Source organism: Acidobacteriota bacterium (assembly GCA_016196035.1).
Classification (GTDB): domain Bacteria; phylum Acidobacteriota; class Blastocatellia; order RBC074; family RBC074; genus JACPYM01.
This window is the reverse complement of the sequence record JACPYM010000029.1, coordinates 88213-108720: the sequence shown is the minus strand read 5'-3', so window position 1 is coordinate 108720 and position 20508 is coordinate 88213. Positions and strand designations below refer to the sequence as shown.

General features: G+C 58.1%; 21 protein-coding genes and 1 pseudogene. 9 read left to right on the top strand and 13 right to left on the bottom strand.

Translation table 11 applies throughout. The annotated features are described in order from the left end of the window. The first annotated feature begins 29 nt into the window (after nt 1–29). The gene (locus tag HY011_09735) at nt 30–608 is read left to right on the top strand and encodes a hypothetical protein (GenBank protein ID MBI3423208.1); all 579 of its coding nucleotides are present in this window, start codon (nt 30–32) and stop codon (nt 606–608) included. A 99-nt stretch (nt 609–707) separates the two neighbouring features. Beyond that, nucleotides 708–1289, top strand: a complete 582-nt coding sequence (locus tag HY011_09730) for a hypothetical protein (protein ID MBI3423207.1) — start codon at nt 708–710, stop codon at nt 1287–1289. 193 nt (nt 1290–1482) lie between these two features. Here the strand turns inward: HY011_09730 and HY011_09725 are convergent, their stop codons facing one another. From HY011_09725 to HY011_09665, 13 genes and pseudogenes are all read right to left on the bottom strand, one after another. Next, nucleotides 1483–2058 (bottom strand): sigma-70 family RNA polymerase sigma factor, encoded by a 576-nt coding sequence (locus HY011_09725; GenBank protein ID MBI3423206.1) that lies wholly within the window; start codon nt 2056–2058, stop codon nt 1483–1485. Between the two features lie 19 nt (nt 2059–2077). After that, entirely contained in the window at nt 2078–3400 is a 1323-nt protein-coding gene (gene fahA, locus HY011_09720) for a fumarylacetoacetase (protein MBI3423205.1), read from the bottom strand. A gap of 131 nt (nt 3401–3531) precedes the next feature. Next, nucleotides 3532–4413: a hypothetical protein gene (locus tag HY011_09715; GenBank protein MBI3423204.1), complete on the bottom strand. Its 882-nt coding sequence runs from the start codon at nt 4411–4413 to the stop codon at nt 3532–3534. 10 nt (nt 4414–4423) lie between these two features. Beyond that, nucleotides 4424–4726, bottom strand: coding sequence for a S24/S26 family peptidase (locus tag HY011_09710; protein MBI3423203.1), 303 nt, complete (start codon nt 4724–4726; stop codon nt 4424–4426). A gap of 12 nt (nt 4727–4738) precedes the next feature. Further along, entirely contained in the window at nt 4739–6055 is a 1317-nt protein-coding gene (locus tag HY011_09705) for a homogentisate 1,2-dioxygenase (protein ID MBI3423202.1), read from the bottom strand. 108 nt (nt 6056–6163) lie between these two features. Then, nucleotides 6164–6760, bottom strand: coding sequence for a DUF4230 domain-containing protein (locus tag HY011_09700; GenBank protein MBI3423201.1), 597 nt, complete (start codon nt 6758–6760; stop codon nt 6164–6166). Continuing rightward, a complete protein-coding gene (locus HY011_09695; protein ID MBI3423200.1) occupies nt 6757–7122 on the bottom strand; it encodes a hypothetical protein in 366 nt (121 codons plus the stop codon). Before HY011_09695 ends, HY011_09700 begins: the two co-directional genes overlap by 4 nt. A 95-nt stretch (nt 7123–7217) precedes the next feature. Then, nucleotides 7218–8312: a 4-hydroxyphenylpyruvate dioxygenase gene (gene hppD / locus HY011_09690; protein MBI3423199.1), complete on the bottom strand. Its 1095-nt coding sequence runs from the start codon at nt 8310–8312 to the stop codon at nt 7218–7220. A 13-nt stretch (nt 8313–8325) separates the two neighbouring features. Then, entirely contained in the window at nt 8326–9045 is a 720-nt protein-coding gene (locus HY011_09685) for a hypothetical protein (GenBank protein MBI3423198.1), read from the bottom strand. A gap of 458 nt (nt 9046–9503) precedes the next feature. Next, a pseudogene (locus HY011_09680) lies at nt 9504–9824 on the bottom strand (hypothetical protein). A 39-nt stretch (nt 9825–9863) separates the two neighbouring features. Then, entirely contained in the window at nt 9864–10787 is a 924-nt protein-coding gene (locus tag HY011_09675; protein MBI3423197.1) for a phenylalanine 4-monooxygenase, read from the bottom strand. A gap of 161 nt (nt 10788–10948) precedes the next feature. Further along, entirely contained in the window at nt 10949–12922 is a 1974-nt protein-coding gene (locus HY011_09670; GenBank protein MBI3423196.1) for an AMP-binding protein, read from the bottom strand. 139 nt (nt 12923–13061) lie between these two features. After that, entirely contained in the window at nt 13062–14000 is a 939-nt protein-coding gene (locus tag HY011_09665; GenBank protein MBI3423195.1) for a branched-chain amino acid transaminase, read from the bottom strand. Nucleotides 14001–14203: 203 nt separating this feature from the next. On the opposite strand from HY011_09665, the gene HY011_09660 reads away from it, so the two are divergent. From HY011_09660 to HY011_09630, 7 genes are all read left to right on the top strand, one after another. Continuing rightward, the gene (locus HY011_09660) at nt 14204–14707 is read left to right on the top strand and encodes an Lrp/AsnC family transcriptional regulator (GenBank protein MBI3423194.1); all 504 of its coding nucleotides are present in this window, start codon (nt 14204–14206) and stop codon (nt 14705–14707) included. Between the two features lie 101 nt (nt 14708–14808). Continuing rightward, on the top strand, nt 14809–15741 hold the full coding sequence (locus tag HY011_09655) for an ABC transporter permease (GenBank protein ID MBI3423193.1): 933 nt from the start codon (nt 14809–14811) through the stop codon (nt 15739–15741). A 106-nt stretch (nt 15742–15847) separates the two neighbouring features. Then, nucleotides 15848–16672: an ABC transporter permease gene (locus HY011_09650; GenBank protein MBI3423192.1), complete on the top strand. Its 825-nt coding sequence runs from the start codon at nt 15848–15850 to the stop codon at nt 16670–16672. Between the two features lie 125 nt (nt 16673–16797). After that, complete coding sequence (locus HY011_09645) at nt 16798–18141, top strand: insulinase family protein (GenBank protein ID MBI3423191.1); 1344 nt, start codon at nt 16798–16800, stop codon at nt 18139–18141. A gap of 15 nt (nt 18142–18156) precedes the next feature. Beyond that, nucleotides 18157–18897, top strand: coding sequence for a bifunctional demethylmenaquinone methyltransferase/2-methoxy-6-polyprenyl-1,4-benzoquinol methylase UbiE (gene ubiE / locus HY011_09640; protein MBI3423190.1), 741 nt, complete (start codon nt 18157–18159; stop codon nt 18895–18897). Between the two features lie 60 nt (nt 18898–18957). Beyond that, on the top strand, nt 18958–19890 hold the full coding sequence (locus HY011_09635) for an agmatinase family protein (GenBank protein MBI3423189.1): 933 nt from the start codon (nt 18958–18960) through the stop codon (nt 19888–19890). 159 nt (nt 19891–20049) lie between these two features. Further along, on the top strand, nt 20050–20493 hold the full coding sequence (locus HY011_09630) for a CBS domain-containing protein (GenBank protein MBI3423188.1): 444 nt from the start codon (nt 20050–20052) through the stop codon (nt 20491–20493). Nucleotides 20494–20508: the final 15 nt, after the last annotated feature.

The window sequence follows — 20508 nt, the reverse complement described above, 5'->3', positions numbered from 1 at the left end:
CGTATCGAACTCTCACGGAGGCAAATCGCATGACACTCAATTACAACTTCTTCCTACGGCTGAGCCAAGCGCTGGTTTGCGCGCTGCTATTGGGTCTGGCGGCCAATACGGCGGTGGCGCAAGGGTTGCCGCCCGACATGGACTTCGGCAGCAGCAGCAGCACGATCTCATACGTTTCGGCTGGCGGCGCGTTGCAAGGGACGGTGCGCGGCGGATTCTTCGGGCGCATTCGCGGCGGAGCTTTGACGCAACTCAGCTTCTACCTCGACCCGGTGAATGATGGCGGCACGGGCCGACTGACCGAGTTCAGGCTGGGTGTGGATGGGGTTAGCCAGAGCAGTGCGCGCTGGTACACGGTGACCAATGGCAAGAAGCTGGTCATTACCAATTTGACGGCCTTTGAGCGGATCAACGGCTACACGCCGCAATCTCACGGGGTGGCGACGCTGGAAATCACGTTTGTCAACGGCGGGGCCGGGCGGGTCGTCGTCACGGACTACCGGCATTTGTATTTCGCCGGCCCGTACACACCGCCGCGGCCGATTCTGGGCGGTATTTGTGATTGCCGTCCCGTGTCGCCTTATCGCGTGAGCTACACGTTGCGCTAAGCAGCGCGCAGCGTGCCGTTGCCCATAACCTCAAATTGCCGGGAGCCTCGTCTGGCGCATGTCTGTCGAAGCTCCCGGCCCTTCCAGGAGAATCTTGCGATGTCAAAAATGAAATTGATTCTGTCGTTCATTGGTATTTGCCTGGTGTTGACGTTGGCGGCACAGGCGCAAACACAATCCCCCGCCACATCGCCTGTTGCCGCCACGCCCGACGTGCAATTGCTGCGCGCCATCCTCGAAGAGTTACGCCTGCAACGCACCGTCTTGCAGCGCACCTATGTCAACGCCTACCGCGCGCAGACGTTGACCGAGCGGCTGGCGCGGCAACAGGCGCGCGTGGACAGCCTGGGCGAAGAAATCGCGCAGCTCAAATCCGTCATCCAGCACGCGCAGGACACGCGTGACGAAGACGAGTTGAAAGATTTGCTCGCCACGATCAATGAAACCGCCGACCCGCAACAGCGCGCCGCGCTAGCGCAGTCGTACAACAGCCTGAAACGCGCGTTGGAACGCCAGCGCGAATACGCCCGGCAAGAGGCTGACCGCAGCCGCGAACGGCAGCAACAACTCGAAGTCGCGTGGCGCACGGAGCAGGCCAAACTGGCCGAGTTGCAGGAGCAGTTCGACACATTGGAGCGGGAATTGGAACTCGTGGCGGCTGAGAGCAAACCCAGAAAGTGAATCTTCGAGTGTCCGCAGCCCAGGGTATTTCTGAGTGGCGGCAGTCATGGCGCGCTGTGGCTGCCACCGCCAGCGTTTCGGTTTGCGTGTACAGCAACCTTTCCAGGTTGCTGCGAACTTGCCGCGTGAACATACGGAAGTCACGCCAGTCATCAGCAGGCGACCAACAGCAAGCTGGAAAGCTTGCTGTACATCAGGCAGAAGATTTGAGGCGGCTATGCAACCACGCTTTGGCAAAGACCCAATCGCGTTTGACCGTGGCGACGTCAATCTTTTGTATCTCGGCAATCTCCTGTTGCGTCAGGCCAACGAAATAGCGCAACTCCACGCCGTGTGCGGCGCGCGGGTCAATCGCTTCCAGTTGCCCCAAGACTTCGTCCAGTTCGAGCAAATCCTGCTTGGAGCTAACGGGAATTTGCAGCGGCTCGCCGTCTTCACCGCCTTCCAGCGAAATAGTGAACTGCGCACCGCCGCGCCGGTTGCGCGCGTGTTCCACCAGAATGAAGCGCATGTGTTTGGCGGCGAGGGCAAAAAAATGCGCCCGGTTCTGCCAGTTAATGGGCAGCGCGCCAAACAGGCGCAGGTAGACTTCGTTGACCAGTGCTGTGGGTTGCAAGGTGTGGTCGGATCGTTCCAGCCGCAATCGTTTGCTTGCCATGCGGCGCAACTCGGGATACACGATCGAAAGAAGTTGGTCCACGGCGGCTTGTTCACCGGAGCTGGCGCGTTGCAAAAGTAAGGTCAGGGTTTCGCTGTCGGTTATTGGCATTGTTATCCCATTGAAATGGTCAGTTGGCGGGGGGCATCACCACACCACGGCACTCGCCAAACCCAATGCGCCGGAAGCCTGTACCTTCGCACCAGCCGCGCAAAATCACTTCATCACCATCCTGCAAAAAGCGCCGCGTCTCGCCGTTGGGCAAGGCAATTGGTTCGGCCCCGCGCTTTGTCAGTTCCAGCAAACAACCAAACGCATCCGGCGTCGCGCCCGACACCGTCCCGCTCGCCAACAGATCGCCGGGTTGCAGGTTGCAACCATTGCTGGTGTGGTGCGTCAACAGTTGCGCCAGCGTCCAGTAAAGATCGCGCGTGTTGCTCTGGCTCAGGCGGTGCGGCGGCAAATTGTGTTCGCGCATTTGCGGCGTTTGCAGCCAGACTTCCAGGTTGATGTCGAAGCCGCCTTGCTGGCGATTGTAGGGTGAATCCAAGTAAGGCAGCGGTACGGGATCACCCGCTGTGCGTTGAAAGGCCGGCACGCGGAACGGCGCGAGCGCCTCTGCCGTCACGATCCATGGCGAAATCGAAGTCGCAAAGCTTTTTGACAGGAACGGCCCCAGCGGCTGGTATTCCCACCGCTGTATGTCGCGCGCCGACCAGTCGTTGACCAGGCACAGGCCAAAGATGTGTTCTTCAGCTTGGTCAATGGTGACAGGTGTGCCCAGCGCATTGCCTTGCCCGACGAAAAGGCCGACCTCCAGTTCGTAATCGAGCACCTTGCTCGGCCCGAACTCGGGTTTGTCAGCATTGTCGGCCATAGTTTGTCCTGATGGACGGCGCACCGGCGCGCCGCTGACGACCACCGAGGACGCGCGCCCGTGATAGCCGATGGGCACCCATTTGTAATTGGGCAGCAGCGGTTGATCGGGCCGGAATAGCTTGCCGATATTGGTTGCGTGGTAAAGCGAGGCGTAAAAATCGGTGTAATTCTTGATCTCCGCCGGCAACAGCATTTCGACTTCGGTTTGCAGAAGCAGGCAGCCTTCGATCAAGAAACGTTTGGTGTTGCGCTTGTCCGCGCGCAGCAATTCACTCACACGCCGCCGCAGTTCAGACCAATGCTGCGGTTCCCACAGCATCAAGTAATTCAGTGATTCATAGCCGCAGGCATCCGCGATGACATCATCCGCATCATCCCAGAGCGTCTCGGCCACGGCGGATAAATCCAGCACCTGATCGCCGATGGCAACGCCCAGGCGCGGCAGGTCTTCGCTGTCTTCGACAAACACGCCGAGCGGCAGGTTTTGGATGGGGAAATCGGTGGCCGGGTCGTTGGCCGATTCGACCCAGCTTTGCAAATTGGGATCGTGGGTTTCGTTGATCGAATCGCTCATAAGTTCACCGCTGAAGTCGGGCAGGTTTAGACAGGATGAACAGGATTGCCAACAGGATTAACAGGGTGGCGTTTGAATCCTGTCAATCCGTCCCGGCATTCAGTCAATCCTGACTACGGCTTACTTCTTCCTCACAACAGTCCGAGTTTTTGCAGGTCTTCAACCGGTTCGGTGAAGGAGCACGAGCCGAACGCTAGCGCCGCCAAATGCCGCGCGTTAATCAAATGCGCCCGCACCAACTCTTCGTCGCGCCAGACGACGCGACCGCTTTCAAAGGTGAAGGCCGTGGGCGAACGCTCCTCCAACACCTCGATCAATTGCGCAACGTCCATGCCGCTTTGCGCGAAGGCCGCCGCCAAAAACACATTCAAGAAGCCATGCATCGTCGCGGTCGGGCTGTCCGGCGCGTAGGTCAACCGGTATGCGCCACGCAAGGGATGATGCAATCCGGCGGTGGCTTTGAACGGCACTTCCGCTTTGGCACAGGCCGCAATGAAACGTGCCAGTTCAAGCGCGGATGGAACCGCCTCTGCTGTGACACCACCTGTGCGCGCTTTTGCTAGTCCGCCGGTTTGCGCGAGCGTGGTGATCAATTCTGCCGGGTCGTCTTTGAGCGGGATTTCAAAATAAGCTGTCAATCCAGCGGGCAAGGTTTGGCGCAACGATTCAAGTTGCGCGCTGGTTTCGGCTTTGCCTTCGACAGTGTCAATCACGGCGCGCCCGGCATGGCGTTCATTGAACGCCGCTATCTGCGCCAAATCATTTTGCCAATCGCTGCCGAGCAACGCGCTCAATTGCCACGGGCTTTCTGTCGGCAACAACTCCGCTGCCGCTGTTTCAAATTCGCCCAAGCGCGCCATTGGCACAACGAAGTGTGCCAGCAGCCAGCGGTGATTGCTCTGGCGATAAGCGGCGTAGTTGCGCACTGCCGTGTTCATGTTCAACGCGGCGGGTGGAAACAACCCGGCGTAATCAATCAATTCGGTGAGCAGTGCGCGAATGGCGTAATCCATAAGTGCTTCTTCAATCTCCGATTTTGATGCAGCGCCCGTAGATAGCATTGGCCGTGATCCAGCCATTGATCCCGCCGCGATTGTTGCCGATCAAAAACCGCTTCCCTTGAATCGCTTTGACCAAATGCAAGTATTCGTGCCCATGCACTTTGCACAGCACGATGTCGCCGGCCTTGAGCGTTTCAGCGGCAACCGGTTCGACCGTGCAAAGCTGTCCCGATTCGATCTTGCCCGTCATCGAATTGCCGCGCGGGCGGAACGCGACCGTTTCGCCCGCTTTCAATCTTGCAATGTGCCCCAGCGCCCAACCCATATCTCAGCCTCGTTATGGTTTTTCAAAATGCTTCTGCAAGCCCTGCCAACACTGCCAATACTCCGCTTGCAACGTAGTCGTTTCCATTGCAAAGCGCGTCGGACGCAGCACGCAATTCGACTCGAACATAAAGGCCAGCGTGCGTTCGTACTTCACCGGCTTCAACTCGACGCTGCTCGCGTGGGCAAAGGCTTCGGCATCCGGCCCGTGACCCGCCATGCAATTGTGCAAACTCGACCCGCCCGGCACGAAGCTGCCCGCGCCCGTGGCCGGTTTGGCGTCGTATTGCCCAAAGATCAAACCCATGAATTCGTTCATCACGTTGCGATGAAACCAGGGTGGCCTGAAAGTATTTTCAGCCACCATCCAACGCGGCGGGAAGATCACGAAATCCACGTTGGCCGTGCCCGGCGTGCCCACTCCTAAAGAGGCCGGCGCAGTCAGCACCGTGAAAATCGAAGGATCGGGATGATCGTAACTGACCGTGTTGAGCGTATTGAAGCGCGCCAGGTCGTATTTGTACGGCGCATAGTTGCCGTGCCACGCGACGACATCCAGCGGCGAATGGCCGCTCTCGGCTTCCCACAAATTGCCTTGAAACTTGGCGACCACGCGGAAGTCGCCTTCCAACTCTTCATACGCGGCAACGGGCGTCAGAAAGTCGCGCGCATTCGCCAAGCCATTCGCGCCAATTGGCCCCAGTTCAGGCAGCCGCAACAACGCGCCGTAATTTTCGCAAACGTAACCATGCGCCCGTGCCTCCAACAGTTCGACGCGGAACTTGACGCCGCGCGGCAACACGGCGATTTCGCCCGGCGCGCAATCCAGTACGCCCAGTTCGGTGTGCAAGCGCAATGCCCCCAGTTGCGGCACGACTAGCAACTCGCCATCGGCGTTGTAAAAGTAACGCCCCTGCATCGAACGGTTGCAGGCGTAAAGGTGCACGGCGATGCCCACATTAGCGCCTACATCGCCGTTGCCCGCCAGCGTAACCAGTCCGTCAATGAAATCGCGCGGCTCATCCGGCACCGGCAACGGATCCCAGCGGAGTTGTTGAGGTGTAGGCGGCACTTCGTTGAACGGCCCGCTGCTGAGCAAGCCGTGGCCGATTTGGCGAAAGGGTTTGTGCAGCACCGATGGGCGAATGCGATACGTCCACGTGCGGCGGTTTTGTGCGCGCGGCGCGGTGAACGCCGTGCCGCTGAGTTGTTCGGCATAAAGCCCCAGCGGCGCGCGTTGCGGCGAGTTCTGGCCTTGGGGCAGCGCGCCCGCAATGGCTTCGGTGGCGAATTCGTTGCCGAAGCCGGATTGATAAGTGAGAGTGCCCATAACCTTGTACAGCAGGCTGCCAGCCTGTTGCGTGTTTGATAAATGACGTAGTTGTAACCCGGCGAGCCTCGGCGCGAGTTCCCAGCAGGCTGGCAGCCTGCGGTACAGCTACTGCGCCTTGAATAGCACTTCAGCCGTGAAACCATCGCGGCTGAACATTGCCTCCAGCATCTGCTTCGCGCTCTGGTTCGCGTGTTCAGTCAGCTTGGCCTGTTGCGCCGCGTCCTGAAACTGCTGACGCGCCTGCTGATAAATCTTGTCGCGGTCGGCAGGCTCGAAGGGATTCCACAGGCCGCGCTGTTCGTCATAGGTTTTCATCTCGCTGACGTCAGTCGCCAACAACGTGGCAGGCGGCAGCGTGATGCTGATCTTGCGCGCCGCTTCGTCAATCCGCACGTCCGCGCCGGTTTGCAAATTGATGCCAGCCAGCACCCGCGCCGTCACCACCACCAGCGAGCGCTTGGTTGAACCGAGCCAGGTATCTTCGTAAATCACCACATCGCGCATGGTGGATTCGCTCGACACCAGCTTGGCGACCGCTTGCACTTTTTCCAGCACCAGCGAATGCGTGATATTGGTTTGGTTGCGAAAAGGAAATGCGGCAACGCGCTGCCACAGCACGACTCCGGTCAGCAACGCGATCAACGCTGCCGCCAAGCCCAGCCACAACAGCGGCAAGCGGTTTGGTGTTGTCTGTTGCATCATTCCACCGCTTTCACGTCGGTGATGAAATACTGCGTCTCGCCGAAACAGCGCGACGGCACGCCCTTGTGTTGTTCGTAGCTAACAGCCACGCGCTTGCCCAACGTGCGATTGATCTTCTCGGCGACGGCATCAGAGCGCACGCTGAAATAGAAAATCTCCGGCGCGGTGCCCGGCATCGAGACCATCGCCATCTCGCCTTCCCAGGTCTTGCAGACCCAGCCTTTTTTCGACAGCTTTTGCACATAACCGGAACGCTCGCCGGTCGAATAACTGATTTTCAACGTAGCCCAGACATAGGCGGCACAGCCTCCGCCAATCAGCAACAGCACAGCCAGCGCGATCAACGCAATGCGAACTTTCATCGGGAATCTCCTCAGGGGTCAGCCGCAGATAAACGCGGGCCAACGCCGATCTGCGTTTCTCTGCGTTCATCTGCGGCAGGATGTGTTTTGAGACATCATATCAGATTCCCGCGCAAGGCCTGTTCGCGCTCGATGGCCTCGAACAACGCCTTGAAATTGCCCTTGCCAAAACCCTGCGCGCCCTTGCGCTGGATGATTTCAAAAAACAGCGTCGGGCGATCTTCGACCGGCTTGGTGAACAGTTGCAGCAAGTAACCCTGGTCATCCCTGTCCACCAAAATTTTCAATTCGCGCAATACGCTGATGTCCTCATCAATCGCGCCGATGCGGTCTTTCAGTAGTTCGTAGTAAGTGTCGGGCACTTCCAGAAACTCGACGCCGTTGGCACGCAGTTGACGAATCGTCGCAATGATGTCGGTCGTCAGCAGCGCGATGTGTTGCACGCCCGCCGCCTGGTAAAAGTCGTTGTACTCTTCGACCTGGCTCTTGCGTTTGCCGGGCGCGGGTTCGTTGATGGGGAACTTGATGCTGCGCGACTCATTCGCCATCACGATGCTTTGGAGCGCCGTGTAATCGGTCGCAATATCCTTGTCGTCAAAGGTCATAAATCGTTCCAGCCCAAGCACGCGCTTATACCACTCCTCCCACACCGTCATCTGGCCCATCTGCACGTTGGCGACGTAATGATCCAACCGCAGCAAGCCGGCGTTGCGACCCGGCGCTTGCGAGGGAACGAAGTCGGGCATAAACGGCCCGTCGTAATTGCGCTTCGCGAAAAACGAATGGATCGTGTCGCCGTAAATCTTGACCGCCGCGCGCCGCGCTTCGCCGCGTTCGCTCTTGATCGAATAGGGCGCGACCGCCGGTTCGGCCCCGCGCGCGACGGCCTGTTCAAAGGCGAAATCGGCATCGTCCACCTCAAAGGCGATGTCGCGCACTCCGTCACCGTGTTTCAGGATATGCAAACTCGAAGCATCACGCGGCGTATACGGCGTCGTCAGCAACAACCGGAAGGTGCCCTGTTGCAACGCATACGAACACTGCTCCCGGTTGCCGGTTTCGAGGCCGGTGTAAGCGACGCGGTCGAAACCAAAGGCGTTGCGGTAGTAGTAATCGGCTTGCTTGGCGTTGCCGACGTACATTTCGATGTGGTGGACTTGTCGGATTTTGAGTGGATTTTTTTCGCTCATAGCAAAGTTCTCCTTACAGCGTCCGCTTGCTTGTTGGGAGCTCAAATTTTATGGGTTCAGATGCTAAGTAATCGAGTTGGAGATCGCCGACATCTCGCCATTGCTTCTGTAGTTTCTTGCCTAGTCGGTAATCATGTTGCGGGAAAGTGGTTTCGAGATTGATCGGCCAAATTTCAAGTGTCACTGAAAGAAACAATGGCGATATTTCTTTGATGACGGTCCAAGGCTGATTTTTATCAAAATCATTACTTGATGCGATTCTCCGAAACTTGAGGAACGTATACGCCACTTGGGCAAATTCTTTGTTAGGGGCAATGACGCGGGTTAACTCTGACGGTGGGACTTTTTGAGAAAGCCTGCTTCGCAAGCCTATCCATTTTTGAGAAGTGCTGCTATTCGAAGGCCAATAGCTATCGTTCAAAAGAAAATTGCGAGCAACCAACTCGTCAGCGGAGCGAGCAACTCTGTTCCCGCCAATCCACCATTCGTTTTTGTCGTACATCCCCAGCAAAAGGATTATTGGTTTGGAACTGATATTGATAAAATGCAACCGGAGTTTGACATCAAATGCAAGGTAGTCTTTGTCTGTGAACTCCATGTTTTCTTTAACTTCAACTACTTCACCCGCCAGCTTGAGCGGGTGCCCGGCTTTTCTTTCATCAGCCAAGCTGAGGTGAAGTGCACTGTGTAGAACTCCGATGATTACGACGATGGTTGTGAGACTGCGTTTCATACTGCTTTTCCACTAGCCCAGCCGTTCACGGCTGGGGAAACGAAGCCAATTGAAATTTAGTCCGCTTCAGCGGGCTTCCTCGCCCAGCTTCAGCTAAAGACTTTGGATAAGCCCGCTGAAGCGGACTGAACCTTTAACGAATCCACCGCCCAGCCGTTCACGGTTGAGTTAATGTAAAGGCTGCGGCGCTAAGCTTCACCACCAAAATGTGCAATGACGTCACTGAAATACTGGGCGTATTTACCGCGCGTATCCAAGGTAATGGAGATTGCCAGTCTCAGTAGTTCCAAAGTTCAAGGTGAGAGGCGTGTCACGCTTGCTTGCTGACTCCTGATTCCTGATTCCTGATTCCTGAAATCATGCAAATCATCCGCATTTTTCATGCTGACAGGAGTCAGGAGCCAGGAATCAGGAGTCAGCTTGGTTCCTACATTTCAACGCTCTCTTGAACTTTGGAACTACTGAGTCTTGATCATTACCATCAGGTGTTCGATATGCGCATACTCGTCAAGCTCAGCCTTTTCCGTTGGTGTAATCTCGCTAGTATGTTCGCGCCCAACCAGCGTTCTGTGCCGTTCAATCATTTCGGGCGTGGGGCCGAAAGCGGCAAGCTCTGCGGGCGTGGGCGAACCGGCCAGAAACATCAGCACATAACGTTAGGCCTGCGCCGACAGCGGCGGTTGCCGCAAACTCAGCGCCAGCAGCTCAGGCAATCGCGCCTGCTCACGCCGTAACTGTTCGGCCAACTCATCCGGTACTTCGACGGTAAAGGTCTTCATTGCAAGACGTGTTTCATCCAGGTTCAATACGAGCGCCAACTACCAAACCGCCTGCGCCGCCCCCACTGGCCTCATCTCTTGATCCCGCGCCCTGCCGAAGCTTTCGATAAATTCGCGCGTCACCTCTTTCAAATATGCATACGACGGAATCACGAACAGCAGCGGCTGCATGTCCGAATAGTCAAACGGCATCGCAATCACTTCGCGCAGATCAAACGGACGGCGCTCGACCTCGCTGGTGAAGGCGTGTTCCAGTTCGCTGTACGACGACAGCAATCCCGCGCCAAAGGCTTTTGTCTCGCTGCCTTCCGCAATCAACCCGAACTCGACGGTGAACCAGTACAAGCGGCCCAGTTGTTCCAACTGCTCTTCGCTCGCGCGCACCGCGCCCGCGCCGATGTATTGCGAGAAGTCAGCGAAGTCGGGATTGCTAAACGCCGGGACGTGGCCGATGAACTCGTGCACCACGTCGGGTTCGGGCGTGTAATCGGGCCGCGAATGATGGCGCACGTACTGCGTGCAGAGCATCGTCCGTTTGCTCAGCCAACTCAGAAAGCCGCGCGTCTCGACCAGGCCTTCAATCGGCGCCAGGCGAAAGCCCGTGCGGCGGAACAGTTCGGCGCTCAGCCAACTCAGTTGCGGCACCTGCAAACAACTGATGCCGAGTTGGCGCTTGGCTGCGAGATAAAACGAACAGGCGTGCCGGGTGTGGACTTTCTCCAACTGGCAACAGACGTGCTGCCAGACGGCGCGCTCTTCGGGCGTGTAATCAACATCGGGCAAGCGGTGTTGCGGGTCTTGGCGGTATTGGCGCGCCAGCCGGGCGATGTAATCACGGCGCGCGCGGTATTCCAGGTCGTGCGCGCCCGGATGATCGAGCGGCAACGTGCTGATCTCGGCGAAAGCCAAATCGGGAATCGGTTGCCCGGTGTTACTCGCTGTTGCTACTGCATTGCTCAACATAATCACTCGCTTTCTCAAGCTAAGCCTGGGAGCGCAGGCGTCTCGCCTGCGGTAAAAGAAGTCGCGCAGCCTCCTTTGCCTGTGTTCGCCAAAGACAGCGTTGGAACAAGGAAAGCTTCGCGGCTTTTTCTACAGCAGGCGAGACGCCTGCGTACCCAGGGTTAGCCGCCCTCTTTCAATTCCGCAATCCTCACGACTGCCGCCGGGTTTTCCAGCGCTGTCACATCGCCGGGATTTTCGCCCAAGTATGCCGCGCGTATCACGCGGCGCATCACTTTGGCATTGCGCGTTTTCGGCAACGCGGCGACGAAATGCACGCGCGCGGGTCGCAATGGTTTGCCTAGGGCCTCCCCAACACGTTGTTTCAATTCGTGTGCCAGCAAATCGCTCGCCTCCGCGCCGGGCTTTAAGACGCAAAACGCCACCAACTCGCTGCCTTTCATCTCATCGGGCACACCAATGACGCCGGCCTCGGCAACGGCGGAGTGCGCGACCAGGATGGATTCGACTTCGGCAGGGCCGACGCGTTTGCCCGCGACCTTTATGGTGTCATCGCTGCGGCCCAGGATGTACCAATGGCCGTCTGCGTCCACCCGCGCCCAATCGCCATGCACCCAGATGTTTTCAAAGCGCGCCCAGTACGTTTGCAAATAGCGATCGTTGTCGCGCCAGAAACCGCGCGCCTGCCCAATCCACGGCTGGCGGATGGCGAGTTCGCCGACTGCACCGCGCACCGAGTTGCCGTTTTCGTCTAGCACGTCCGCCGCGATGCCGGGGCACGGCGCGGGAAAGCTGCACGGTTTGATTGGCAGCAGCGGATTGCCCATCAGGATGCCGCCCGAAATCTCTGTGCCGCCGGAGTAGTTGATGATCGGGACGCGCGACTGGCCGACCGTTTCAAACAGCCACCACCACGGCGCGGGATTCCACGGCTCGCCGGTCGAGGCCAAGATGCGGACGCTGGATAGATCATGCCGCGCGGGCAATTCGTCGCCGTGCGTGAGCAGCGCGCGCACTAGCGTGGGCGAGATACCCAGCACTTCGACGCGGTGTTTGGCGGCGAAGTCCCACAAGCGATCCGCCGCCGGGAAATCGGGTGCGCCGTCATACAGCACCATCGTTCCGCCTAGCAGCAACGCGCCGTAAATCAGCCACGGCCCCATCATCCACCCGATGTCGGTCACCCAAGCGATGCGCGTGCCCGCGCCAACATCGGTGCCGAAGCACATATCCTGCGCGGCTTTGATAGGAAAACCGCCGTGCGTATGCAAAATGCCTTTGGGTTTGCCGGTTGTGCCTGACGTGTAAATGGCGATCAACGGGTCTTCGGCCTCGGTGCTTTCGGCGTAACGCAAGCGCGCTTGCTGCGCGCCGGTCTCCAGCAATTGATCGAAGTAAATGTCGCGCCCGGTTTTCAGCGGCACCGTTTCCAACGTGCGGCGCACGACGATAACGCGGACGACAGTCGTGAGATTGGCGACGGCTTCATCAGCGATGGCTTTGGCGTTGACGTTCTTGCCCCGGCGCGGGAAGCCGTCACAAGTGAACAGCGCTTTTGCCCCAACATCCTGCAACCGCGCCTCAATCGCCGCTGGGCCGTAGCCGGAAAAGAGCGGCACTGCAATCGCCCCGATGCGATTGATCGCTAACAAGGCAATCACCGTTTCAGGGCACATTGGTAAGTGCAACCCTACGGCATCGCCTTTGCCCATGCCGCACGCGCGCAAACCAGCGGCGCATAGTCCGACCTCGTCCCGCAGTTCCTGATATGTGAGCGTGCGCACCACGCCCTCTTCGCCTTCCCAAATGACGGCGGGTTGGTTGGCGGTGGCTTCGTCATCGAGCCAGCGATCCAGACAGGCTTTGGTGATGTTGAGTTGCGCGCCGACGCACCAGTGCGGCCATTGAATGCCGCGACTCAGGTCTACGATATTGGTGTAGGGTTTGTCGAAGGGGATGGCGAGGAAGCGCAGCAATTGTTCGTGAAACCAGGCGATGTCGGTGATTGAACGCTGATAGAGCGCATCCCACGAATCGAAGCCGCAGAAACGCAGAAAGCGCGTGAGTTGGGCGCGCTCAATCGTCGCCGCATCTGGCGTCCAGGCAATCGCGTTGTCGTCGTGGATGTGTTTCATCTTAATGTACAGCAGGCTGCCAGCCTGCTGCGGTCTCCGCATCAAACGGCTTGCGGGCAACGATTGGCTGCCAGCCTGCAATTGCCTCGCGGGGGGTGCGCCGCAGAGACCACAGCAGGCTGGCAGCCTGCTGTACGTTTCAAGCCTTTGCGCGGGCCGTTTGTTGCACTGGCGTCAGCCAATGCAAAAACTCTGACTTGCGTCCACGCACGCTGTCGAAATAGGCCTGTTGAATCTTTTCCGTCAGCGGCCCACGTCCGCCGTTACCAATCTGTCTGCCGTCAATCTCGCGCACGGGCATGAGTTCGATGGCGGTGCCGGTCAGGAACATTTCATCGGCGTTCAACACTTCGTCCAGTGTGAGCGTGCCGACTTCGACCTCAATGCCGAAGTGCTGCGCGAGTTGGATGGCCGAGAGCCGCGTGATGCCCAGCAGGATCGAAGAACGCTCGTCATTCGTTTTGAGCTTGCCGTCCTTGATGACGAAGACATTCTCGACTGCGCCTTCGGCGACATTACCATCGGCGTTGAGCAACAGGGCTTCGTCATAACCGCGCTGTTCGGCCTCGCGCACGGCCAGGATCGAGTTCAGATATTGCCCGGTGGCCTTGGCCGTCGTCGGCATCATCGTCTGATGAAACTTGCGCCAGGGCGAAAGCGTCAGCCGCATGCCGTCGCGCTGTTTGGCGGCAAAATCGCTCGGCCATTCCCAGGTCAGAATGTTGACGCTGACCGGCGTGCGCACGCGTATGCCCAATCCTCCCGCATCAAAAAAGACCGTCGGGCGAATGTAACAGTTCGTGAATCCGTTGGCCGTGATGTTGTCGCAAATGGCCTGGGTGAGTTGTTCCGGCGTGTAGGGGATGTCCAGGTCATAAACCTGCGCCGAGGCGTAAAGCCGGTCGAGATGTTCTTTCAGGCGAAAGATAGCCGGGCCAGTTTGTGTGTCATAGGCGCGGATGCCTTCAAACACGCCCGTGCCGTAATGCAGCCCAAAGGCTGTCGAATGAATCGTCGCCTGATCAAACGGGACGTTCTGTCCGTTGTGCCAAACCCATTTCGTTTTCTCGAATGCCATTGCGTCTCCTCCAAGATGAAGTTTGATGCGGTACAAGCGACTTGGTGCTTCGTCATCTGTACCTTGCAAAATGACCAGATCGCTACCGCTCCCCGTACCGCACCGCTTGTTGACCGCATGATATGGTGGTTAAGCGATCAATTGAATAAACTCTCGCTGGAAAAACCAGGAATTCACTTTAGTTTCTAAGGCGATTAAATAAAATGGCTTCAGGATCAGGAAAAATACTCGACGAAATCGGCTGGAAGATTTTGCGCGAACTGCAAGAGAACGCCCGCATCTCGTTTGCCGAACTGGGCCGCCGCGTCAATCTATCCATCCCGGCGGTGACCGAGCGTGTAAGGCGCTTGGAAGACGCAGGTATCATCACCGGCTATCACGCCGAGGTGGATGCCGAAAAAATCGACTTGCCCATCACGGCCTTCATTCGCATGAACATCGTCGGGGATATGACGCCACGCTTGACGGTATTGCTGAAAGAGCTGCCCGAAATCAGCGAATGCCATCGCGGCACAGGCGGTGATTCGTTCATTATGAAAGTGAATGTGGCCTCGGTGCATCACCTGGAGCGATTGATTGACCGGCTGTTGCCATTTGGGACGACGACGACTTCGATTGTGCTGTCATCGCCGGTGGCGAAGCGGTTGATTGAGCGGCAACCGGCTGAGCAAAAAGCCGAAGCTCCACGCAAAGCGCGCAAACGTTGACTGTTTAAGCTGACTGTTTAAGTTGATATGGCCTGCAAGCGGCGAGATTTTACTGACAGCGTGCTTCGCAAGCCACGGTTTGCTTGTTATCATCCCGTTCGATGCGCAACTTCCTGCTGGCCCTTTTCAAACGCCTATTCTTCATCCTGCCGGTTGTCTGGGCGGTCGTGTCGCTCGTCTTTTTGCTGATCCACCTCGTACCGGGCGATCCGGTGCGCAATACCTTGGGCGATAACGCGACGCAGGCGCAGGTCGCCGAACTCAAGCATAAACTCGGACTCGATCTGCCCTTGGGGCGGCAATACGTCAATTACTGGCGCGGCGTGTTGCAAGGCGATTTGGGCGTCAGTCTGAACAACCCTTCCGAAAAAGTGCTAGAACGCATTCTGGCGCGCTATCCGGCGACGCTGGAATTGACGCTGGCCGGCCTGGTCGTCGCCTTGTTCATCGCTATTCCCTTGGGTGTGACGGCGGGGCGGCATCAGGGCAAATGGATTGATAATGTCGCGTCGGTCATGGCGCTCTTGGGCATCAGCACGCCGGGCTTCGTGCTGGGGCCGCTGATGATTTATCTATTCGCGTTGAAGCTGGATTTGTTGCCGGTATCGGGGCGCGGCGGCCTTGAGTATCTGATCTTGCCGGCGGTCACGATGGGCGCGGCGCTCTCGGCGATTCTGACGCGGATGGTGCGTTCCAGCGTGATCGAAGAGTTGGGCGAAGATTACGTCCGCACGGCGCGCGCCAAAGGCTTGAGCGAGAATTGGGTCATTTACAAACACGTGCTGAAAAACGGACTGATCCCGGTCGTCACGGTTTTGGGCCTGCAATTCGGCGTTTTGTTGGCGGGCGCGATTATCACCGAAACGATTTTCAGTTGGCCGGGCCTGGGGCGTTTGACGGTGGACGCCATCAATGCGCGCGATTATCCGTTGGTGCAGGGCTGCATTCTGATGATCGCGGTGACGTATATCGCCGCCAATCTGCTGACCGACTTGGCCTATCGGCTGCTTGATCCACGTATCAAGGTTGAATAAGAGTTCTAGGTTCTGAGTTCTAGGTTCTGAGTTCTAGGTGCGACGTTGTTGCCTGCCGAGCCTAAAACGTAGAACGTAGAACCTGGAACGTAGAACTTTGAGGCTTATGAATCGTCTGGGAAAAATTGGGCTGGTGATCATCACGCTCTTCTTTCTGGCGGCGTTGCTGGCACCCGTGATTGCGCCGTATGACCCGGCGGCGCAGTTGCCGCTGAGCCGCGATCTGCCGACCGAGGAGCGCTTGAAACCAAGCCGTGCGCATTGGTTGGGCAGCGATGATCTGGGGCGCGATGTACTGTCGCGCATTCTTTACGGCGCGCGGATTTCGATGCGTGTGGGCGTGACGGTCGTGTTGATCTCGGCCTTGATCGGCGTGCTGATCGGCGCGGTTTCCGGCTTTTATGGCGGCTGGGTAGACCGGCTTCTTTCCGGCTTCCTCTTCAATGTGTTTATGTCCTTCCCTAGCATTTTGCTGGCGATTGCGATGGTGGCGTTTCTGGGGCCGAGCTTGAGCAATTTGATTTTGGCGCTGTCGGTAATCGGCTGGGTCGGTTACGCGCGGCTGATGCGCGGGCAGGTGCTGAAAGTGCGCGAATACGATTTCGTCACTGCCGCGCGCGCCTTGGGCGCGAACGATCTGCGGCTGATTGTGCGCCACATTTTGCCTAATGCGATTCAACCGCTGATCGTGCAGGCCAGCTTGGGCATGGCGGGCGCAGTGCTTTCTGAAGCCTCGCTGAGCTTCCTCGGCCTGGGGGTGCCGCCACCGGCGGCGAGTTGGGGCGCGATGTTGAACGACGCGCGCACCTTCCTGACCATCGCGCCGCACCTGTTGATCTTTCCAGGGTTGGCGGTAATGCTGACGGTGTTGGCGTTTAATTTTGTGGGCGATGGATTGCGCGAATGGCTTGATCCCAAACAGCAACGCTAACGCAAGAGCCTCTGCCAACTTCGTTCTACTGCCGACAAATTTGCGCTGGTTGACGCTGTTGCGATGCGACCGGTACACTCTTGCTTCCCTTTTTTGGCATCATCAATCGAACCGAGTTTACCGCTATGTCATTCTCGAAGTTGCTTTCATCTGCCTTGTTTGCTGCATTGTTGACGGGCCTCTGCGCGTCCAGTGCGCGTGCCCAAAAGCCCGCCCAAAAAGACAATAAGACGCCGCTCGCGCCCGTCACGCCCGCGCCCAGCACGCCGTTCAGCGATGTGCGCCGCGACAACCTGCTGAATGGCTTTCAAATTATCACGCTCGAACGCGTGAGTGAGCCTGTCCTGAAATGCGATGTCGTCTTGCGCGCGGGCGCGATGTTCGATCTGGCGGATAAAACCGGCCTCGCCACGCTCACCCAAGCAACCCTGATGGCCGTCAACCCGCGTGTCAAAGAAGAGTTTGAATCACTCAATGCCAAGCTCGAGTGGGGCGTCAATTGGGATCTGACCTGGTTTCATATTGAAAGCCCGCCCGGTAGCTTTGACGCCGTGATGGAAATCCTGTCGCGCTTGTTGATCGTCGAAAACATCCGTGCGGATGCGTTCAAACGCGCGCAGCAAGACACCCTCGACAAACTCAAAACAACCCAACCAACGCTGGCCGAACGCGCTGATGAAGCGTTTCTGCGCGCCCTTTACGGCACACATCCGTATGGCCACAACTTGCTCGGCAACTTACAAACCATCGCCAGTATGAAACTGGGGGATCTTTACGATTTCCATAAACGCTTTTATATGGGCAACGACGCCTTTGCCGTGGTGACCGGCCCGGTCAAACACGAACGCATTATGCGGACGTTCAAGACATTCTTTGGTGGCTGGATCAAAGGCGCAATCGTGCAACCGACCTTCCGCGCTCCGGCCCGCGTCGAACAACTCAACTTCGTCAAAGTCGAAGTCGCCGAGGCGGCCACCGTGGAATTACGCGGCGGAGTGCTGGGCGCGCGTTTGACCGAAGGCGATTATCTGGCGGTCGAACTGCTGGCGCGGATACTGGCTGTCCGGCTCAAACGCGCTGGGGTCGAAGGGGTCACCATTCACCACCCCGAGCGCGTGCTGGCGGCGCCCTTCTATTTCGCGGCGACCGTCACCGCCGATCAGGCCCAAGCCGTTTCGCGCCAGATCACCGAGGCCTTCGCGGCGCTGGCCACGACGGAGCTGACGGCGGAAGAATTGGCCAACGCCAAGGCGGCGCTGAATGCCGAATATGCCGCATATCCCATCGAACTTTCCTTGCGCGACATCGAGGCGTTCAATCTGCCGAAACCCTGGCCGTTGACGTTGAACACTAACATCAAGGAGCTGACCGCCGCCGAATTACAGCGTGTGGCCAAACGCCTGCTCGAAGCCAACGCGCTCACCGTCGTCGCGCTGGGCCGTGTCAACGAATTGAAATCTCAGTTGTAAACTTAGCTTTTGCACATGGCCAAACTGATCGGCGCTGATCTTCCCAACCCGCAATTCAACACAGCCAAAGGCGTCGCCGTGCAGGCGATGTTTGCGCAAATTGCGCCCAGTTACGACCGGCTCAATCATCTGCTCTCGCTCAACATTGATAAACGCTGGCGGCGGTTCACCGTCAACCAACTGGCCGATGTACTGGCGCGGCCTAATGCGCTCGCGCTTGATCTGTGCTGCGGCACGGCGGATTTGACGCTCGAACTCGCCCAATACGCCCGCGTCATCGGCTCCGATTTCTGCCACCCGATGCTGGTCATCGGCAACGGCAAACTGGCGCAACAACAAGTCCACCGCGCTTCCCTTTCCGAAGCCGATGCCTTGCACCTGCCCTTTGCCGACTGTTGCGCAGATGCGGTCACGGTGGCGTTCGGGTTGCGCAATCTCGAAGACGTGCCCGCCGGTTTGACTGAAATCTATCGCGTGCTCAAACCGGGCGGACGCGCCGCCATTCTGGAATTCTCACGCCCGATTCTGCCTGGCTTCCGCGAAGCCTTTGCGTTTTATTTCCATCACATCCTGCCGCGCATCGGCGCACTGCTGTCCGGGTCGAACGGCGCATACACCTACCTGCCGCAATCGGTCAGTAATTTCCCCGATCAAAAACGGCTGGCCGAATTGATGCGCCAGACCGGCTTCACGAACGTGCGCTATCACAACCTGTCGGGCGGCATCGCGGCACTGCATTTGGGCGAGCGTACCTGAAAAACCCGCCCGCGCTTGAATTGCCCGCCGGACATCTCGCATAGTTGCACCGGTGTAATCATGCAAACTCCCATTTCAGACGATCCATTCTGGCCACGTGCCAGCGCGTGGTTGGCGGGTGACAAATTCGAACACACGCTCGGTAACCTGGCCGTCTTAGGCGCGCCCGTGCGTTTAGGTTCAGTCACACCGGGGCGCGGCGACTTGGCCCCACAAGCCGTGCGCGACAGCTTGCGCCGGTTCAGCACCTATGACATCGAAACTGACGTAGACGTGCGGGCCTTGGCGGTGAATGACCACGGTGATTTGCCGCTGGTCGAAACGAAACTCGAAGACGCCTTTGCCCCATTGCGCGCGGCGGTCAACCAAGCTGCGCAACAGGCAGACGCGGTCATCCTGCTTGGCGGCGACAACGGCGTCACGCGGCCCGGCGTGCATGGCATTGGCGAGTCATTGAGTGAAGTCGGCTTGCTGACGCTGGATGCGCATTTCGATCTGCGCGACACCGCGCATGGCTTATCGAACGGCAACCCAGTGCGTGCGTTGCTCGAAGACGGTTTGCCCGGCGCGCACATCGTACAACTCGGCATCCTCGGTTTCGCCAATTCGCAAGCCTATGCCCAAGTCGCCCGCGACGCTGGCATCAACGTCGTCACGATGGATAAGCTGCGCGCACAAGGCATTGAACCCGCCATCAGCGCCGCGCTCGACTATCTGTCGGCGCGCGTCAGCGTGATCTACTTTGACCTGGATGTTGACGTGCTCGACCGCGCCTTTGCCCCGGCCTGTCCGGGCGCGCGGCCCGGCGGTTTGCAGCCCTGGGAATTGCGGCGCGCCGCGTGGTTGTGCGGGCGGCATCCCAAAGTCAAAGCAATGGATTTGGTCGAAGTAGATCCGACCCGGGATGTGGCCAATGTGACTGTGATGGTGACCGCACAAAGTCTCTTGTCGTTTGCCGCCGGATTGGTGCGCCGTCTGTCCAAGCCTGTGTGAAAAAGGGCCGCCGCTCCCATCCGCTTGATTTTCCGCGCGGCAAAAAGCTCAGCGGTGATTGTGCTTATCCTTTACTCGTCCTAGAATCCGGCCAGTTTTTCACTTCCAAACTCGTAAGCGCCCTGGCGCACAACTAAGCCACCAACAAAGGAGGACATCGTGAACACTTTGAATTCCATCATCCGTGGACGGGAGGTTTATTCGCTCAACCAAGAAATGACGGTGCTCGAAGCAGCGCGCTATATGGCGGACAAGCGGGTCGGTGCGGCAGCCGTGCTTGATGGCGAGCGCGTAGTGGGCGTCTTTTCTGAACGTGATCTGATGACTCGTATCGTCGTATCTGGCGTGCCTGCCGACCGGACGCGCCTGGCTGACGTCATGACCCGAGACATTGTGGTGAGCGCTCCGCAGGACTCGTTAGAAGAAGGGCTGCGTAAAATGCAACAGGCCAAATGCCGTCACCTGCCGGTCGTGCAAGACAGCCATCTGCTAGGCTTCATCTCGCTGCGTGACCTGTTGCAAGTCGAGCTTGAAGAGAAGGATGAAGAAAACAGGTTTTTGAACGAATACATCCACTCTATCCCCGCAGCAGCGGGGAAATAAATCAACTGCTTGTTC

Coding starts and splice junctions, on each gene's coding strand:
- hppD (MBI3423199.1), bottom strand. CDS start 8,312: ATGAGCGAAAAAAATCCACTCAAAATCCGACAAGTCCACCACATCGAA.
- HY011_09735 (MBI3423208.1), top strand. CDS start 30: ATGACACTCAATTACAACTTCTTCCTACGGCTGAGCCAAGCGCTGGTT.
- ubiE (MBI3423190.1), top strand. CDS start 18,157: ATGGCCAAACTGATCGGCGCTGATCTTCCCAACCCGCAATTCAACACA.
- HY011_09660 (MBI3423194.1), top strand. CDS start 14,204: ATGGCTTCAGGATCAGGAAAAATACTCGACGAAATCGGCTGGAAGATT.
- HY011_09710 (MBI3423203.1), bottom strand. CDS start 4,726: ATGGGTTGGGCGCTGGGGCACATTGCAAGATTGAAAGCGGGCGAAACG.
- HY011_09645 (MBI3423191.1), top strand. CDS start 16,798: ATGTCATTCTCGAAGTTGCTTTCATCTGCCTTGTTTGCTGCATTGTTG.
- HY011_09665 (MBI3423195.1), bottom strand. CDS start 14,000: ATGGCATTCGAGAAAACGAAATGGGTTTGGCACAACGGACAGAACGTC.
- HY011_09655 (MBI3423193.1), top strand. CDS start 14,809: ATGCGCAACTTCCTGCTGGCCCTTTTCAAACGCCTATTCTTCATCCTG.
- HY011_09715 (MBI3423204.1), bottom strand. CDS start 4,413: ATGGATTACGCCATTCGCGCACTGCTCACCGAATTGATTGATTACGCC.
- HY011_09675 (MBI3423197.1), bottom strand. CDS start 10,787: ATGTTGAGCAATGCAGTAGCAACAGCGAGTAACACCGGGCAACCGATT.
- HY011_09725 (MBI3423206.1), bottom strand. CDS start 2,058: ATGCCAATAACCGACAGCGAAACCCTGACCTTACTTTTGCAACGCGCC.
- HY011_09730 (MBI3423207.1), top strand. CDS start 708: ATGTCAAAAATGAAATTGATTCTGTCGTTCATTGGTATTTGCCTGGTG.
- HY011_09685 (MBI3423198.1), bottom strand. CDS start 9,045: ATGAAACGCAGTCTCACAACCATCGTCGTAATCATCGGAGTTCTACAC.
- HY011_09705 (MBI3423202.1), bottom strand. CDS start 6,055: ATGGGCACTCTCACTTATCAATCCGGCTTCGGCAACGAATTCGCCACC.
- HY011_09650 (MBI3423192.1), top strand. CDS start 15,848: ATGAATCGTCTGGGAAAAATTGGGCTGGTGATCATCACGCTCTTCTTT.
- fahA (MBI3423205.1), bottom strand. CDS start 3,400: ATGAGCGATTCGATCAACGAAACCCACGATCCCAATTTGCAAAGCTGG.
- HY011_09670 (MBI3423196.1), bottom strand. CDS start 12,922: ATGAAACACATCCACGACGACAACGCGATTGCCTGGACGCCAGATGCG.
- HY011_09700 (MBI3423201.1), bottom strand. CDS start 6,760: ATGATGCAACAGACAACACCAAACCGCTTGCCGCTGTTGTGGCTGGGC.
- HY011_09695 (MBI3423200.1), bottom strand. CDS start 7,122: ATGAAAGTTCGCATTGCGTTGATCGCGCTGGCTGTGCTGTTGCTGATT.
- HY011_09635 (MBI3423189.1), top strand. CDS start 18,958: ATGCAAACTCCCATTTCAGACGATCCATTCTGGCCACGTGCCAGCGCG.